This is a genomic window from Sphingobium indicum B90A, from assembly GCF_000264945.2.
GTDB lineage: Bacteria > Pseudomonadota > Alphaproteobacteria > Sphingomonadales > Sphingomonadaceae > Sphingobium > Sphingobium indicum.
The window spans coordinates 2,098,277-2,114,975 of the sequence record NZ_CP013070.1; the positions used below are offsets into that span (position 1 = coordinate 2,098,277).

The 16,699-nt window shown below is 67.6% G+C and carries 16 protein-coding genes; 7 read left to right on the forward strand and 9 right to left on the reverse strand.

Annotated features, from left to right (window positions below; all coding sequences use genetic code 11):
• Positions 1 to 47 precede the first annotated feature (47 nt).
• A complete protein-coding gene (locus SIDU_RS10240; protein ID WP_007688652.1) occupies positions 48 to 434 on the forward strand; it encodes a hypothetical protein in 387 nt (128 codons plus the stop codon).
• A 128-nt stretch (positions 435 to 562) separates the two neighbouring features.
• Here the strand turns inward: SIDU_RS10240 and dgcA are convergent, their stop codons facing one another.
• On the reverse strand, positions 563 to 1,537 hold the full coding sequence (gene dgcA / locus SIDU_RS10245) for an N-acetyl-D-Glu racemase DgcA (RefSeq protein ID WP_007688651.1): 975 nt from the start codon (positions 1,535 to 1,537) through the stop codon (positions 563 to 565).
• Between the two features lie 95 nt (positions 1,538 to 1,632).
• Between dgcA and SIDU_RS10250 the strand changes: the two genes are divergently transcribed.
• Both SIDU_RS10250 and SIDU_RS10255 read left to right on the forward strand, forming a co-directional pair.
• Positions 1,633 to 2,919 carry a class I SAM-dependent methyltransferase gene (locus tag SIDU_RS10250; protein ID WP_007688650.1) on the forward strand — a complete coding sequence of 429 codons (1,287 nt, stop codon included), beginning with the start codon at positions 1,633 to 1,635 and terminating at the stop codon, positions 2,917 to 2,919.
• Positions 2,920 to 2,971: 52 nt separating this feature from the next.
• Positions 2,972 to 4,759 (forward strand): ABC transporter transmembrane domain-containing protein, encoded by a 1,788-nt coding sequence (locus SIDU_RS10255; protein WP_007688648.1) that lies wholly within the window; start codon positions 2,972 to 2,974, stop codon positions 4,757 to 4,759.
• A 50-nt stretch (positions 4,760 to 4,809) separates the two neighbouring features.
• Here the strand turns inward: SIDU_RS10255 and SIDU_RS10260 are convergent, their stop codons facing one another.
• Together SIDU_RS10260 and pip are read right to left on the reverse strand one after the other, a co-directional pair.
• Positions 4,810 to 5,136, reverse strand: coding sequence for a hypothetical protein (locus SIDU_RS10260; protein ID WP_037507986.1), 327 nt, complete (start codon positions 5,134 to 5,136; stop codon positions 4,810 to 4,812).
• 2 nt (positions 5,137 to 5,138) lie between these two features.
• Positions 5,139 to 6,092 carry a prolyl aminopeptidase gene (gene pip / locus SIDU_RS10265; RefSeq protein WP_007688645.1) on the reverse strand — a complete coding sequence of 318 codons (954 nt, stop codon included), beginning with the start codon at positions 6,090 to 6,092 and terminating at the stop codon, positions 5,139 to 5,141.
• 189 nt (positions 6,093 to 6,281) lie between these two features.
• Between pip and SIDU_RS19645 the strand changes: the two genes are divergently transcribed.
• Positions 6,282 to 8,957, forward strand: coding sequence for a TonB-dependent receptor (locus SIDU_RS19645; RefSeq protein ID WP_037507989.1), 2,676 nt, complete (start codon positions 6,282 to 6,284; stop codon positions 8,955 to 8,957).
• A 169-nt stretch (positions 8,958 to 9,126) separates the two neighbouring features.
• Here SIDU_RS19645 and SIDU_RS10275 read toward each other — a convergent pair whose 3' ends face one another.
• The 5 genes from SIDU_RS10275 to SIDU_RS10295 form a co-directional block, all read right to left on the reverse strand.
• On the reverse strand, positions 9,127 to 9,444 hold the full coding sequence (locus SIDU_RS10275) for a PilZ domain-containing protein (protein ID WP_007688643.1): 318 nt from the start codon (positions 9,442 to 9,444) through the stop codon (positions 9,127 to 9,129).
• Positions 9,445 to 9,763: 319 nt separating this feature from the next.
• Complete coding sequence (locus SIDU_RS10280) at positions 9,764 to 10,186, reverse strand: ExbD/TolR family protein (protein ID WP_007688641.1); 423 nt, start codon at positions 10,184 to 10,186, stop codon at positions 9,764 to 9,766.
• 19 nt (positions 10,187 to 10,205) lie between these two features.
• The gene (locus SIDU_RS10285) at positions 10,206 to 10,694 is read right to left on the reverse strand and encodes an ExbD/TolR family protein (RefSeq protein ID WP_013039250.1); all 489 of its coding nucleotides are present in this window, start codon (positions 10,692 to 10,694) and stop codon (positions 10,206 to 10,208) included.
• A gap of 115 nt (positions 10,695 to 10,809) precedes the next feature.
• On the reverse strand, positions 10,810 to 11,568 hold the full coding sequence (locus SIDU_RS10290; RefSeq protein ID WP_013039249.1) for a MotA/TolQ/ExbB proton channel family protein: 759 nt from the start codon (positions 11,566 to 11,568) through the stop codon (positions 10,810 to 10,812).
• Positions 11,569 to 11,653: 85 nt separating this feature from the next.
• Entirely contained in the window at positions 11,654 to 12,310 is a 657-nt protein-coding gene (locus SIDU_RS10295) for an energy transducer TonB (RefSeq protein ID WP_013039248.1), read from the reverse strand.
• Between the two features lie 268 nt (positions 12,311 to 12,578).
• Between SIDU_RS10295 and SIDU_RS10300 the strand changes: the two genes are divergently transcribed.
• The 3 genes from SIDU_RS10300 (at position 12,579) to glpX (ending at position 16,165) form a co-directional block, all read left to right on the forward strand.
• Positions 12,579 to 13,439, forward strand: coding sequence for a hypothetical protein (locus SIDU_RS10300; RefSeq protein ID WP_007688634.1), 861 nt, complete (start codon positions 12,579 to 12,581; stop codon positions 13,437 to 13,439).
• Positions 13,440 to 13,553: 114 nt separating this feature from the next.
• Complete coding sequence (locus SIDU_RS10305; RefSeq protein ID WP_007688633.1) at positions 13,554 to 14,858, forward strand: homoserine dehydrogenase; 1,305 nt, start codon at positions 13,554 to 13,556, stop codon at positions 14,856 to 14,858.
• 323 nt (positions 14,859 to 15,181) lie between these two features.
• Entirely contained in the window at positions 15,182 to 16,165 is a 984-nt protein-coding gene (glpX, locus tag SIDU_RS10310; protein WP_007688632.1) for a class II fructose-bisphosphatase, read from the forward strand.
• Positions 16,166 to 16,243: 78 nt separating this feature from the next.
• Here the strand turns inward: glpX and SIDU_RS10315 are convergent, their stop codons facing one another.
• Positions 16,244 to 16,621: a MerC domain-containing protein gene (locus tag SIDU_RS10315; RefSeq protein WP_007688631.1), complete on the reverse strand. Its 378-nt coding sequence runs from the start codon at positions 16,619 to 16,621 to the stop codon at positions 16,244 to 16,246.
• Positions 16,622 to 16,699 lie beyond the last annotated feature (78 nt).

Genomic DNA, 16,699 nt, shown 5'->3' on the forward strand with positions numbered 1-16,699 from the left:
GCGGGAGTCAGGCGGGTGCGATCATGAACGGACATCTGGGAACAGCCATGAAGCCCCTCTATCTGCTGGCCGCCGCCACGCTCGCCTTCGCCCCCGCCGCCCATGCCGAAGGGATAGGGGCCGAGGCCAATTACGGACGCGCCGATGGGCATTGGGGCACGGAAATCGGCGCGGGCTATGCGATGGACATTGGCGGCTTCAGCCTGACGCCGGGCGGCGGCGTCTATCTGCGCGATGGGGACACGAAGCTCTATGGGCGGGTGGAGGCGAGCTATACCCTCCCCGCCTCCGCCACCATCGGCGCAGGCGTGCGCTTCAGCGGCGACAATACACGCCCCTATGCGACGCTTGCCATGCCGCTGATCCCCAAGCTGCGGGCGAAAGCCAATGTGGGGCCGAAATATTATGCGGTGGGATTGACGCTGGGTTATTGAGGGTCGCCCCCCTCTCCTCCTTCGTCATGCTGAACTTGTTTCAGCATCCATTTCTCCCCACCGGCGTAAGGTGCCTGGAGGCACGATGGATGCTGAAACAAGTTCAGCATGACGGGTTGGGAGATAACTTAATCCAAGCCCCATAGCCCGCCAGGCAGCAGCAGCCCGTCGCGCAGTTGCAGCCCCCCTTCCCGGTCCCTCGCCAGCAGCAGCGCGCCGTCGAGGTCGATCCAGTCCGCCCCCTGCGCCACCAGTGCGGCGGGCGCGATGCCCAGCGACGTGCCCAGCATGCAGCCGACCATCACGCGGAACCCCCGCGCCCTTGCCTCCCGCGATAGGGCCAGCGCCTCGGTCAGCCCGCCCGCCTTGTCGAGCTTGATGTTCACCGCGTCGAAATCCCCCAGCCGGTCGAGGTCGGCGCGCGTGTGGCAACTCTCGTCCGCGCAGAGCGGCAGCGGCGACCTGATCCCCGCCAGCCGTTCCTCCCTGCCGTGGAAGACCGGCTGTTCGACCATCTCCACGCCCAGGTCCGCCAGGGCCTGCGCCTCCGCCGCGATGTCCAGCTCGTGCCAGCTTTCATTGGCGTCGACGATCAGCCGCACGTCCGGCGCGCCCGCCCGCACGGCGGCGATCCGCGCCCGGTCGCCCTCGCCCGTCAGCTTGCATTTGAGCAGGCCGAAGCCGCGTCCCGCCGCTGCCCGCGCATCCGCCTCCATCTTCTCCGGCGCGCCCAGGCTGATGGTGAAGGCGGTGGGCAGGGGCGCGGGCTCCGCCAGCCCGGCGAGCTTCCACACGGGCGCGCCGGCGCGCTTCGCCTCCAGATCCCAGAGCGCGCAATCCAGCGCGTTGCGCGCCGCCCCCCGCGGCATCGCTTCCAGCAGCGCGTCGCGCTCCAGCGGCCCTGAATAGGCGTTGATCGCCGCCGCGCAGCCCTCCGCCGTCTCGCCTTCATAATAGATGGCCGTGCCCTCGCCCCGGCCGACATGCGCGCCGTCGCCCACGGTGCAGACCACGACGTCCACCGACGTCTTGGCCCCGCGACTGATGGTGAAGGTTCCCGCGACCGGCCAACGTTCAACAGTCGCGGATATGATGCGGGTCATCGGCGTTCCCTATGCTGGCGATAGTCGGGTCTATGCGAACGGGCTATCCCGCCGCATAACCAGTCTCGACCCGCAGATAAAGGATAGGCTTAGCCGTGACCTCCAGAGAATTGACCGGCCTGCTGCCCATCGACGACGCCGATGCGCTGGCGGCCCGGCGTCGGCTGTCCGACATGGCCTGGCGCATCGGCTTCGGCGCGATCAGCTGGCCCTGGCTGCTGGCCAGCCTGTCGGGCGGGCGCAAGGCGGACAAGCGCGCCCTGCTGGACGAGCTTGGCCTGCCCCATGACGCCCTGCCGCATCTGGGAAGCTGGAAGGCGGACATGGGTTTCCTGCGCCATATCGTGCGGGAAATCGCGCGGCTGCGGCCTGCCCATGTCGTGGAACTGGGGGCGGGCGCATCGACGCTGATCGCCGCCCGCGCCCTTGCCCTGCACGGCGGAGGACGGCTGACCAGCTTCGACCAGCATGACGGATTCGTGCAGGCGACCCGCAACTGGCTGGCGGACCATGGGCTGACGGCCGATCTGCGCCATGCGCCGCTGGTTGCGGAGAGCGAGGACTGGCCGGGCCGCTGGTACGACATCGACAGCCTGCCCGACAGCATCGACCTGCTGATCATCGACGGGCCGCCCTGGGCGGTGCATCCGCTGGTGCGGGGCGCGGCGGACAGCCTGTTCGCCCGCCTGTCTCCGGGGGCGGTGGTGCTGCTGGACGACGCCGCCCGCCCCGGCGAGCGGCTGGTCGCCAGGCGCTGGCGCAAGCGGTGGCCGCATATCGATTTCCGGCTGAGGCATGACGGGACCAAGGGAACGCTGGTCGGCCGCCGCCGCGACACATCGGTCCCGGTCGCCAACGACAATGACCGTCGCCGCGCCTGGCGCCATATCGGCCGGGCGGCGGGCATCGCCGCCCTGGTCGCGAGCGGCTGGATCGCGAGGGGGGAGTTGGGCGAATTTCCGCAGTCCGCGCAGGCCACCACCTTCCTGGACCAGGCCGCCGCGTCCCACCGCACCGGGCTGCTGCGCCAGAGCATGGCGTCGCAAGTGGAAAGCGCGACGCTCAACCCCGGCGAGATCCAACGGTCGACCGGCATCGTCCTGCCGCCGCTGCCCGCCAGATGGCGCGTCCATGACGTGCAGCTTTATCCCACGCCCGACAGCCCCGCCGTCGCCGTGTCGATCACCACGCCGGAGGGGGAGCAACTGTCCTTCTTCGCCGACCGGGCCGAAACCCCGGCGGAGGCGCGCCCGCTGCTCGCCCGGCGCGCAGAGGACGTCATCGCCTATTGGGAGGCGGGCGACATGGCCTATGCCCTGACCGGCCGGGCCGGGCCGCAGCGCATCATGACGCTGGCGGCGGAGATCGCGCCCGCCGGCTAGGACCGATGGACAATGTTCCCTTTCACGCGAAATCCCTTTAGAGCGCGGCGTCATGGTAGATGTGGAACAGCCATCGCCGCGCGACAGGACGCGCCCCCCGCTTGGCAGCCTGGCGATGATCTGGCGCTTCGCCAGCCGCTATCCCGGCCGCATCGCCGGGGCGCTCGCCGCGCTGCTGGTCTCTTCCGCCGCGACGCTGGCGATCCCCAGCGGCTTCCGGCTGGTCATCGACCGGGGCTTCATGGGCGGCGGCGACATCAGCCGGTGGTTCGAATATCTGTTCCTGATCGTCGCGATCCTGGCGCTGGCCACGGCGGCGCGCTTCTATTTCGTGTCCTGGCTGGGGGAGCGGGTCGTCGCTGACATCCGATCGGCCACGCAGGCCAATCTGCTGCGGCAGGAACCCCGCTTCTTCGAGGAAAACCGCCCCTCCGAAATCGCGTCGCGCATGACTGCCGACACGGCGATCATCGACCAGGTGGTGGGATCGACCGTTTCGATCGCGCTGCGCAATGTGGTGACGGGGACCGGCGGCCTTATCTATCTCTTCGCGCTGGCGCCCAAGCTCGCGGGGCTGCTGCTGCTCGGCATTCCGGTCATATTGGTGGCGATCATCGGCCTTGGCCGCCGCGTGCGCGCCCTGTCGCGGGCAAGCCAGGACCGGCTGGCCGATGTCGGCAGCGTCACGTCGGAAACGCTGGGCGCGATGAAGATCGTCCAGGCCTTCGGCCAGGAAGGACGGGAAGCGGCGCGGTTCGACACCACGGTCGAGGCGGGTTTCGCCACGGCGCGCCGCCGGATCGCCCTGCGCGCCGCGATGACCGCCATCGTCATCGCGCTGGTCTTCGGGTCGATCACGGCGGTCATGTGGCAGGGCGCGCTGGACGTCGCCGCCGGGCGCCTTTCGGGGGGCAGCATCGCCGCCTTCGTCCTGACGGGCGGGCTGGTGGCGGGCGCGTTCGGCGCGCTGTCGGAAACCTGGGGCGACCTGCTGCGCGGCGCGGGCGCCGCCGGGCGGCTGCATGAACTGATGAGCGCCACGCCGCAGATCACAGCCCCGCCCCGCCCCGTTCCCGTGCCGCGGACCGAGCATGGCGCGCATCTCCAGTTCGAGGATGTGCATTTCCGCTATCCCACCCGGCCCGATCAGGCGGCGCTGCACGGCATCTCCATCGACATCGCGCCGGGCGAGACGGTCGCCATCGTCGGCCCGTCCGGCGCGGGGAAATCCACGCTGATCCAGTTGGCGCTGCGCTTCTACGATCCCGATTCGGGCGTGATCCGCCTTAACGGCGTTCCCCTGCCCCAGGCCGATCCGGCGGAGGTGCGCGGCATGATGGCCATGGTGCCGCAGGAAAGCATCATCTTCGCCGCGTCGGCCCGCGACAATCTGCGCTACGGCCGATGGGACGCCAGCGACGATCAGATCTGGGCCGCCGCCCGCGCCGCCAATGCGGAGGCTTTCCTGCGCGCCCTGCCGCAGGGCCTGGACAGCTTTCTGGGCGAAGGCGGCGCGCGCCTTTCGGGCGGCCAGCGCCAGCGCCTGTCCATCGCGCGCGCCCTGCTGCGCGATGCGCCGATCCTGCTGCTGGACGAAGCGACCTCCGCCCTCGACGCCGAATCGGAACGGCTGGTGCAGGACGCCCTCGGCCGGCTGATGCAGGGGCGCACGACCATCGTCATCGCCCATCGCCTCGCCACGGTCAGGGCGGCGGACCGCATCCTGGTGCTGGACGAAGGACGGCTGGTCGAACAGGGCGACCACGCCATGCTGATGCGGCAGAAGGGCCTCTATGCGCGGCTGGCCAACCTCCAGTTTCAGGATGTCGCCGCAGGCTGACGGCGATGGTCCGCCATCGCGTCGGACCGGGACATGCCCCGAACCGGCGGTCAGCGCGTGCGGCTGGTGACGTCGGCGGTGCCGTCCGCGTGGATCTCTATCAGATGCGCGGTGCCGTCATTGCACTCGGCCTTCCAACCCTGGACGCCGGGCCGCACCTGCATCCGCTCCGACCGGATGACGGTGGGGCAAGCCGCGCCCGACGCCCGCACGGCGCGTTCCAGCACACCGTTGCGCTGGGCCTCGTCCAGCTTCGCGACGGCTGCCGCCGCGCCGGTTTCCGGCGTTTCCCGGCGGTCGACCGCAGTGATCGGGTCGCTGCCCTCGCCGCAGGCCATCAGGCCGAACACCCCCGCCAGCACCATCCATGTGCGCATGATTATCCTTTCGCTTGGGCGGCAAACCCGTCCGTCGCCCTGATGAGCGCGTCCAATATGCCCGGTTCGTTGAACGCATGGCCCGCCCCTTCGATCATCTCGAAGCGCGCCTGCGGCCAGGCCCTGTGCAGCGCCCAGGCCGTTTCGGCGGGGCAGGCCATGTCGTAGCGGCCCTGCACGATGACGCCGGGAATGTCCGCCAGCTTCCCGGCGTCCCGGATGAGCTGCCCTTCCTCCAGCCAGCCGCCATGGACGAAATAATGATTTTCGATGCGGGCGAAGGCCAGTGCGAAGTCGTCCGCCTCATGGGTGGCGGAGAGCGCCTCGTCGGGCAGCAGGCGGATGGTTTCGCCTTCCCAAAGGCTCCACGCCTTGGCGGCGGCGATCTGGGCGGCGCGGTCGTCGCCGGTCAGGATGCGGCGATAGGCGTGGAGCAGGTCGCCGCGCTCCGCCTCCGGAATGGGCGCGACGAAGCGTTCCCATTTTTCCGGGTAGATGCGGCTGGCGCCCTGCTGGTAATACCAGTCGATTTCCTGCCTGCGGATGGTGAAGATGCCGCGCAGCACCAGTTCGGTCACGCGGTCGGCATGGCTCTGGGCATAGGCCAGCGCCAGCGTCGACCCCCAGCTTCCGCCGAAGACCAGCCATCGCTCGACGCCCATCATCCGCCGCAGCCGTTCGATGTCCGCGACCAGGTGCCAGCTTGTGTTCGCCTCCAGCTCCGCATGGGGCGTCGAGCGGCCGCAGCCGCGCTGGTCGAAAAGGAGCACGTCATAGCGTTCCGGATCGAACAGGCGGCGGTGATCGGGCGATATGCCGCCGCCGGGGCCGCCATGCAGGAAGACGGCAGGCTTGGCGCCCGGCGTCCCGGCCCGCTCCCAATAGACGCGGTGGCCGTCGCCCACATCGAGATGTCCGGAGGCGAAGGGTTCGATGGCGGGATAGAGCGTGCGCATGGGCCAAGGTGTAGAAAGTCTGGCGGGCAATGCAATCGGCAGGCGAACGGTCCCCTTTCCGGCGCGGCGGGTCGGGCGGGGCGATGCCGGGTTACATTTTGCGACAAATCTCTATGGGCATTGCCAGAGTCTTGCGACAACTCCCGCCTAGAGGGAGAGCATTCAGGGTTTGATCCTAAGGGGTAAACAGTGCGCCGTTCCTTTGCCTGTCTTTTGTTTCCGTTGATGATGAGTGCGGCGCCGGGCGCGCTGATGGCGCAGACCGAGGAACCCAGGGGCCCGGCCGGGCAGATGGACGATGCGGACGAGATCGTCGTCACCGGCCAGCCCGAACGCGGCGCCGTGGTCGGCAATGTGAGGCCGGAGCAGCAGCTTTCCGCCGCCGATGTCCGCGCCCTGGGCGTCACGTCCATATCGGAGATGATCGCGGAACTGTCGCCCCAGACCAACGGCACGCCGGTGATCCTGCTGAACGGCAAGCGGATCTCCAGCTTTTCGGAAATCCAGGACATCCCGTCCGAAGCGGTGGCGCGGGTCGACATCCTGCCCGAACAGGTGGCGCTCAGCTATGGTTATGCGCCGACGCAGAAGGTGGTGAACATCGTACTGCGCCAGCGGTTCCGCGCCGAAACGGCGGACCTGCGGGCAGGCGCCACGACGCAGGGCGGGCGGGAGAATGGCTCCGTCGAAGGCGCGCTGCTGCGCATCCGAGGCGACAATCGCTTCACCCTCGACATGCAGTACAGGACCGCCGCGTCGCTGCTGGAAAGCGAGCGCGGCGTGGCGCCGATCGTGCAGGGCGAGCGGGCCAACCGGCAGTCGGGCATCGACGCCTTTCTGGTGGGCGGGAACGGCATGACCGGCGGCGAGCTGGCCCATCATCGCACGCTCAGCCCGGCGACGGAGAGCTTCGCCGCCAATGCGACCCTGGCCCGCGCCCTGGGCAAGGTGTCGATGACCGTCAACGGGCGGCTGGAGCTGTCCGACAATGACAGCCTGCAAGGGTTCCAGGCGGCGGCGTTCGACCTGCCGGCGGGCAACCCCTTCTCGCCCTTCGCCACGCCGACGAGCTTCTATCGCTATCTGCGCCAGGCGGGCGAGCTGGGGCAGCAGATCAAGGGCACGACCGGCCATGTCGGGGTGACGCTCAGCGGCCTTCTGGGCGGCGGCTGGCAATGGTCCTTCACCGGCAATGGCGATTATTCGAACACGCGCACTTCGACCGACCGGGGATTCGCGACCGGCGCGATCCAGAGCGCGATCGATGCGGGCGCGGACCCGTTCGGCGGCTTTTCGTCCGACCTGCTGTCGACGCGGGTGATCGACCGGGCGGAGGCGGAATCGAAGGCGGTGCAGGGCGACCTGCTGCTGTCGGGTCCGCTGTTCGACCTGCCGGCCGGGGCGGTGACGACCGCGGTGCGCGTGGGCGGATCGGCCAATGGCTTCGATAGCTGGTCGATCCGTTCGGGCGAGCAGCGCGACAACAGCTACAGCCGGGAAATCGGCAGCGGGCAGATCAGCGTCGACCTGCCGATCACCAGCCGGTCGAAGGGAGTGCTGGGCGCGGTGGGCGACATCGGCGTCAATGTGAACGCGGCGGCGCAGCATTATTCCGACTTCGGTACGCTTTCGACCCTGGGATACGGCATGCGCTGGCGGCCGGTGCCCGCCGTGCAGTTGCTGATGTCCGCGAACCAGGATCGCGCCGCGCCCACGGGCGCGCAGATCACCGATCCGCCGATCTCCACACCCAATGTGTCGGTGTTCGACTATGCGACCGGGCAGACCGTGTTCGTGACGCAACTGAGCGGGGGCAATGCCGCCCTCAGAGAAAGCGTGCGCGACCAGTTCCGCCTCAGCGCCAATATCAAGCCGTTCGAGAAACCCAATCTGACGCTGACGGCGACCTACGCCAACAGCCGGACGAGCAACCCGATCTCGGCCTTTCCGACGCCGACCCCCGCCATCGAGGATGCCTTCCCCCAGCGTTTCCTGCGGGACGATGACGGCAATCTGACGCAGATCGATGCGCGGCCAATCAATTTCCTGCGGTCGCGGAGCGAGCAGCTTCGCTGGGGTTTCGACCTGTCCGTTCCGCTGAAATCGCACATCCAGAAGGTGGTGGAGGCCTGGCGGGCCGCGGGCGCCAAGCCGGAGGAGCGACCCAGGGAATTGCAGGATCTGCGCGGCCTGTTCGGCAATCGCGGGCCGGGCGGGCAGCGCCCTCAAGGGCAGGATGGCGGCGAGCGGCCACGGGGCGAAGGCGATCGCGGCGGCCCGGGCGGAGGCCTTGGCGAAGGCCCGCGAAGACCGGGCGGCGGCTTTGGCGGGCCGGGCGGTTTCGGCGGCGGAAGGGGCGGCGGAGGCGGTGGGCGGCTCAGCTTCAGCCTCTATCACACCTGGCATCTCAACGAGAGCATCCTGATCGCGCCCGGCGTGCCGGAACTGGACCTGCTGAACGGCGACGCCACAGGGTCGTCGGGCGGCCAGCCGCGGCATGAGCTGAATGCGCGGCTGGGCTATGTCAATAACGGCCTGGGCGCGCGGTTGAGCGTGGATTGGGAAAGCGGCACCCATGTCGATGGCGCGCTGGGCGGAACCACGGGTGGGGCATCGCGGCTGGACTTCGGCAGCCTGGCGACGGCGGACCTGCGCCTGTTCGCCAATCTGGGGCAGATGCCTTCGCTGGTGAAGAAGCATCCCTTCCTGCGCGGCGCGCGCATATCGATCGGCATCGACAATCTGTTCAACCAGCGGCGCAGCGTCACCGATGCGGACGGGATCACGCCGGTCCGCTACCAGCCCGGCTATCTCGACCCGCTGGGGCGGGCGGTGACGATCAGTTTCCGCAAGCTGTTCTTCTGACGGATCCGCGCCGCAGCCGGTCAGGCGTGTTTGGGCCAGCGCTGCGCGTTTAGGGCCGACTGGAAAATGCTCCAGCGGATGCTGCGCGTGACGCGGGGGCGTTCATCGCGCCGATGAGAGGCGCGATGGGCGAATGGTCGGCGCATGCCCTTAGGCAAGGCCCGATGGCTTATTGGCCGATTCGGATGATGTGATCGAGGATCGCCGGATGCAGCGGGCGTTCGAAGACGCAGCCCGATTCATGCGACCGGCTCCACAACACGCGCGCGCGGCGGCCTTCGAAGCCCGGCAGCATGATCCAAAGATCGTCGCCGGCCGCCAATTTCATGAAACTTTTGAGGCGGAAGCCGACTTCGGAGACATCCGTGACCTGGCTCTTGAACCAGGTTTCGCCCGGCCGCCGGATCCGAACGCCGATCAGCGCCGTGCGGCGATCCGCCAGACGATTGCTGCCGCGATACGGATTTGTCTGAACTGTGGCGCCCATGATCCAATGCCGATTTGACCATCCGCATCATCGCCGGTCGCGGTGAAGAAAGCATTAAACCGGGCAAGGCCAGGCAAAAATAAGGGGCCGCCGAAGCAGCCCCCATGCAGGTCCGCGCATCACGCGCCCGATTGCGTCACCCCAGCCCGCGCCCGGAAACGGGAAGTCGAACATTCCCGGCCAGACAGCGGCGGCGTATTCGTGCCCTGAGGGCGCGCAGGCGTTCGATGATCCAGCGAACGCCCGACATGCGCCCCGTCCGATGCGCAAATCTTTCCCGAACCGGGGTCCAGCGTTGCCGGACCCGGTCCCGACGGCCTTAGAAATTGCCGTATTGTTCGTTGCCGACGAAGCCCAGCTTGGTCACGCCGGCGCGCTTGATCTCGGCCAGCACCTCGTCGACGACGACGTAGCGGGTGGCCGCGTTGGGCTGGAACTGCAATTCGGGCTCGACCGGCAACCGCAGCGACTGCTGCAGATACTGACGCAGGGTCAGCAGGTCGATGGCCGAACCGTTCCAGGTGATGACGCCGCTGGGATCGATCGCCACCTTGTTCTTGACAGGGTCGATGACGCTGTCGGTCGGCGGGGCGTTCTGCGGCAGGTCGATCTTGACCGCGTGGGTCTGGATCGGGATGGTGATGATGAACATGATGAGGAGAACGAGCATGACGTCGATCAACGGCGTCGTGTTCATTTCCACCATCGGTTCGCCATCTTCACTTCCGGCACTCATAGCCATGTGGCGATACTCCTAGAACTTAAAGCCGGCGGGTCGTCGTGCCCGGTTCGGGCTCGGAGATGAAGCCGACCTTCGGGAAACCGGCGCGCTGCATCGTGTAGATGGTGCCGCCGATGCACCGATAGGGAACGTTGATGTCGCCGCGGATATGCACTTCGGGCAGATCCTCCGGCGTCAGGTTCTCAACGCCGCCCGCCTTCTTGATGTCCGCCTCCAGCTTCGCGACCGCGCGGTCGAGCAGCTCGTTGGAGGACACGCGGGTCAGGTTCCAGTAGACCGCACAGCTACCGTCGGAAGCCTGCGTGATCGACAGGGAAACATTTTCCGGTTTCGTCGTCGTCGGCTCGAACGCGACCTTGGGAAGCTGTAGCTGAACCGTCTGGACGACGACCGGGACCGCGATGAGGAAGATGATGAGCAACACCAGCATGACGTCGACGAGCGGCGTCGTGTTGATGTCGGACATCGGCTTGTCGTCACCGCCGTCAGAGCCAACACTCATTGCCATTGATTATTTCCTAACATGCTTGTCGATGGCGCCCCGGCGTTCCGGAGCCCACGTCCGATAAGGGGAGACCGAGCGTCGCAGCCGCCGCCGGCCCCCTTATCGGCATCTCAGCCTATCAGGCCTTGGTCGGCGCGGCTGCCGGCTTGGCGGCCGGAGCGGCCGGGGCAGCGGCGATCGTCGGCTTCACGGCGCCGTTCGACACCAGGTGAGCCAGCAGGTCGACGGTGAAGCCGTTGAGCTGTTCGGCGATCGACTTGTTGCGGCGCTGCAGGAAGTTGTAGGCGAGCACCGCGGGAACGGCCACGGCCAGACCCAGGGCGGTCATGATCAGAGCTTCACCGACCGGGCCGGCGACGGCGTCGATCGAGGCCTGACCGGCGGCGCCGATCTTGATGAGCGCGCGGTAGATGCCGATAACCGTACCGAACAGACCGATGAACGGCGAGGTCGAACCGACGGTGGCGAGGAACGCCAGGCCGCCGCCGAGCTTCGAGTTGATCGAAGCTTCCGAACGGGCGAGCGAGCCGTGCAGCCAGTCATGGGCTTCGACCGGGTCGGTCAGCTTGGTGTGTTCTTCCTGGGCCTTGATGCCGTCATCGACGATCTGCTTGTAGGCCGAGTTCTTTTCGAGCTTGGCGGTGCCTTCCTTCAGGCTGGCGGCGCGCCAGAAGGTTGCGCGAACCTTCTTGCCCTGGTTGATCACCTTCTGCTGTTCGATCAGCTTGGTGAACAGAATGTAGAAGGTGCCGACCGACATACCGCAAAGGATGATGAAAACGGTCCAGGCGATGGTGCCGCCCTGCTCCAGGGCCTCCATCAGGCCATAGGGGTTCTCCGCCTTGGGCGCGGCAGCTGCTGCGAGATACATCAACATGTTCAAGACTTCCCTCTCAAAGGATCAATAAACAAGGGTAGGCGGCGTCCAATCATCCGGAGGCGACCGCCCGCCCTTTTCAAAATCACTCCGGCAGACGCCAGGTGATCCGGCCATTGTACGTGTCCGACATCGGACCGCCTCCGGCTGCCGTCGCGGGCTTGAACCTCGCACGTCGCGGCAGCAGGCGGCACGTCGCCTCGTCGAGGTCGGCATGGCCGGTCGAAGAGGTGATGGTGCAGTTGGTCACGCGACCGTCCGGACCGATTTCCAGGCGGAACCCGGCCGTGCCCGAACGTTCTTCACGCTGCGCGCGGCTGGGATAGTCGGCATCGCTGAGCCAGCTACCCGGACTGCTGCGCGGGGACGCGCGGGAGGCGGGAACCTCCGGCGGCGGCGGAGCCGGCGGCGGCGGCGCGGCGACCGGAACCGGGTTGAAGACCGGCGGCGGGGTCCGGACCGTCTGAATCGGCGGTGCGGGCGCCGGGGTCTGAACGATCGGCGGCGGCGCGACGACCGGCGGCGGTTCGACCGGCTGGTCTGGCGGCGGCGGCGGCGGCTCCTCGTCCGGTGGCGGCGGTTCCTCCTTTACGTCGATCACGTTCAGCTGTTCCGCCGCCTTTTTGACATATTTCATGCCAAGGCCGGTGACGAAGGCGTAACCCAGAACAGCGTGAATCAGGGCGACGATGATGATCGAGATCGTACGACTCGATCCTTGCGAGTGGTCAGCATAGGCCATTCGGCAACGACACTCCTTAACTCAGCTTACCAGTTGTTATTCGGCAAATAAGCCAAAAACGGCCCGAGCTGGCCGGGCTAACCCCGGTCATCTTGGCCCCTATCCGTCCATTTGCTACCGTGCGAACTCCTATCGCGGCGCATCGTGGCACGCAAACGCTTTATCGATATGATCATTTGCGACCGCCATTACACACCGGAAAGACTTGCATGTGACAAACATGTCACGGACTGCCATCATTAGGACGAAGATGAAAAAGAAATCCACCATGCCCCTGCGGACGCTCACCCTGATCTGCCTCATTTTCGCCGCACAATCGCGGATTTCTGCGGCTCAGCCGGATTCGGACCGGATGGTAGCGCAATCATCCGAGCGTGTCGCGGGCCTATCCTATGCGGACATAGCCGACCTCGCCGACGCCGCGCCGCTGGTGGCACAGGCGCGGATTGGCAACATCATCAAGTTGAAGCCGGGGCAGGCCGGCGCCGTGCCGCCGGGGCATCAAAGGGTCTATGTGGAGGCGAATGTCGGCGCGCTGATTCGCGGCGAAGGGGGAATCAGCCCGACCGTCCGCTACCTCTATGACGCGCCGCTCGACGCGCGGGGCAAGATGCCCAAGCTGAAGAAGGCGCAGGTCATCCTGTTCGCGCGTCCCGGAGGGCGTCCCGGCGAAATCCAGCTCATCGCCCGCGACGCGCAGATCCTCGCCACCCCGGCCGAGACCGAGCGGGTGAAGGCGATCCTGTCCGAACTGGTCGCCGTCGATGCGCCGCCCCGCATCGTGGGGCTGGGCGACGCCTTCCACGTCGCGGGCACCATCGCCGGGGAAGGGGAGACGCAGATCTTCCTGCGCACCGAAAATGGCGACCCTGTCTCGCTGTCCATACTGCGCCGGCCCGGGCAGCAACCGCGCTGGGCCGTGGCGCTGGGCGAGATCGTGGATGAGGCAGCCCGCCCCCCCGCGCCCGGCAGCCTGCTCTGGTACCGCCTGGCCTGCGGCCTGCCCGATGCCCTGCCTGCCCGGTCCGTGCGCGCGCTGTCGCCCCAGGATGCCGAGCTGGCCCGCGCGGATTATCGGATTGTCCTGGACGCCCTTGGCCCCTGCGGGCGGACGAGGACGGTTCGCTGACCTGGCAGCGGCGACAGCCTTTCCGGTTCCGACATCGGCTCCTTTTCCTTGGACAGACGCGCAGAGGCCGCTATCAGCGCGGCGTCTCGTGATCAGGAAGGATGAACGCAAGCCATGACCAATCTGCACCGCCATGCCCCGCTGCGCGTCGCGCTGGTCGGCCTCGGCACGGTGGGCGGCGGGGTCATCCGGCTGCTCCAGACCAATGCGGACCTGATCGCTCGCCGCGCCGGCTGCCCGATCCAGATCGTCGCCATCTCCGCCCGCGACCGGAACAAGGATCGCGGCGTCGACCTGTCGCCCTATGAATGGGTGGACGACATGACGACGCTGGCGACCCGCGACGACATCGACGTGGTGGTGGAACTGATCGGCGGGGCGGACGGCCCTGCCCTCACCCTCGCCCGCCAGTGCCTGAGCGTCGGCAAGCCCTTCGTCACCGCCAACAAGGCGATGCTGGCCCATCATGGCCTGGACCTCGCCGGGCTGGCGGAAAAGGCGGGCGTGGCGCTCAAATATGAAGCGGCGGTCGCGGGCGGCATCCCGGTCATCAAGGGCATGCGCGAGGGCGCGGCCGCGAACGAGATCGCCCGCGTCTACGGCATCCTCAACGGCACCTGCAACTATATCCTGACCACGATGGAGAAAGAAGGACGCGGCTTCGACGAGGTGCTGAAGGAAGCGCAGGAACTGGGCTATGCCGAAGCCGATCCCAGCTTCGACATCGACGGCGTCGACGCCGCGCACAAGCTGACCATCCTCGCCAGCCTCGCCTTCGGCACGGAACTGGATTTCGACGCGGTCGCGATCACCGGCATCCGGCACGTCATCGCCGCCGACATCGCGGAAGCGGCGGCGCTGGGCTATCGCATCCGCCTGGTCGGCATGGCGGAAAACGGCCCGGAAGGCCTGTTCCAGCGCGTCCATCCGATGCTGGTGCCGCTCGACCATCCGCTCGCCCATGTCGACGGATCGCTGAACGCCGTGGTGGCGGAGGGCAATTTCGTCGGCCGCCTCTTCTTCCAGGGGCGCGGCGCCGGCGACGGCCCCACCGCATCGGCGGTGGTCGCTGACCTGATCGACGTGGCGCGCGACGAATATGGCGACGCGCTGGCCATGCCGGTCGCGGCGCTCGCGCAGCAGAAGCCCGCGGATGCCGGCAAGCGCGTCGGCCGCGCCTATCTGCGCTTCAAGGTGCAGGACCGGCCCGGCGTGCTGGCGGAGATCGCGGCGGCGACCCGCGACGCCGGCGTGTCCATAGAGAGCATGATCCAGCGCGGCGCCAGCCAGACGGACGGGGTGCTGGTGGCGATCGTCACCCATGCGGGCGAGGAACGCTGCGTGCGCGAGACGCTGGACCGGCTGGCCGGGTCGGACAGCCTGCTGCAAACGCCGGTGGTGATGCATATACTGGATTGATGCTTGGAGGTGTGTTGGCGGGGCTGAAGTTGGCCGTGAGCGGACATCATTTACCGTCACCCCGGACTTGATCCGGGGTCCCGCTTTCTTTCTGAGTCCGCGCCTAGCCCAAGGCAGCGGGACCCCGGGTCAAGCCCGGGGTGACGAATAGGGGGAGGGGTGACGAATAGGGGAACGTCCGCTCTCCATCCAATCTCGCCATATGACGGCGCTCAATCGGGCAAATGCCTTCATTGCATCGGCTTCGTGAAAGGCACGCCCTCGACAATGGCCGGCCGACATCCTATCGCCCTCCCCAAAATAGCGGCTGAAGGGGAAACGACATGGTGCAGGCAAGCTCGATACTCGATCGCGTGCTGGTGCTGGAGATGGTGCGCGTGACCGAGGCGGCCGCCATCGCCGCGTCGAAGCTGATCGGCCGGGGCGATGAAAAGGCCGCCGACGCCGCCGCGGTCGAGGCGATGCGCCTGGCCTTCAACGACCTCTATATGGACGGCACCGTCGTCATCGGCGAAGGCGAACGGGACGAGGCGCCGATGCTGTACATCGGGGAAAAGGTCGGCAACGCGATCGGCACCGGCCCCCGGATCGACATCGCGCTCGATCCGCTGGAGGGCACCACCATCACCGCCAAGGCCGGTCCCAACGCGCTGGCCGTGCTGGCGATTTCCGAGGAGGGCGGCCTGCTCAACGCGCCCGACGTCTATATGGAGAAGCTGGCGGTCGGCCCCGGCCTGCCGGACGGCGTCATCGACCTCAACAGGCCGGTGAAGGAGAATGTCGAGGCGGTCGCCCGCGCCAAGGGCGTCGATCCGCATGAGATCATCGTCTGCGTGCTGGACCGGCCGCGCCATGAGAAGCTGATCGCGGAGCTGCGCGCCATCGGCTGCGGCATCATGCTGATCCCGGACGGGGACGTGGCGGGGGTGATCGCCACCACCGATCCGGAAACCAATATCGACATGTACATGGGTTCGGGCGGCGCGCCGGAGGGCGTGCTGGCCTGCGCGGCGCTGCGCTGCGTCGGCGGGCAGTTCAAGGGCAAGCTGCTGTTCCGCAACGACGACGAGCGCGCCCGCGCCCGCAAATGGGGCATTGCCGATCTGGACAAGGTCTATGACCTCAACGAACTGGCCAAGGGCGACTGCATCTTCGCGGCGACCGGCGTCACCGACGGATCGCTGCTGGCCGGGGTCAAGCGGCTGCCGGGCGGCAGGCTCACCACCGACAGCGTCGTGATGCGCGCCAGCACCGGCACCGTGCGCTGGGTGAAGGGCGAGCACCGGCTGGACCGGAAGCCGATCTGAGCCGGGGTCGAGGACCGACCTTCTTGGCTTGCCGCATTTCCGGATCGCTGGGCGGTCCCGCCTGAGATGCCGGAGCGGCTATCGCCCGGCGCGGTGATTGAGATCGTGACCGAGCGCCAGGATGCCGACGCCCAGCAACGTATAGGCGCTTTCCTGCCAGCCATGGTCCATGGTGAGCGCGCCCGCCATGATGCCCAGGCCCAGCGATCCGATGGCGGCGGGCATCATGAAGCCATGCGCCACCGCGCCGTGGCCGAGCGCCACCGCGCCGAGCAGGATCGCCAGCGCAAGTCCGGCCTCATGGAAGATCGGGCTTTCGAAAATCCCCCCGGCCGAGGCGAGCACGCCCAGCAGCACGGCCGTGCCGAAGCAATGCGCCACGCACATGCCCGACAGAGCGATCGCGAGGCGATCGATCCGGCCGTTGAGCAGATGCTGGCGAAGGCTGATCGGCATGGTGCGTGCTACATAAGCGAGGCGGGGGAAAGTTACAACATATCATCGCGAGATTCTTGCGATAGACCTGGGGAACTT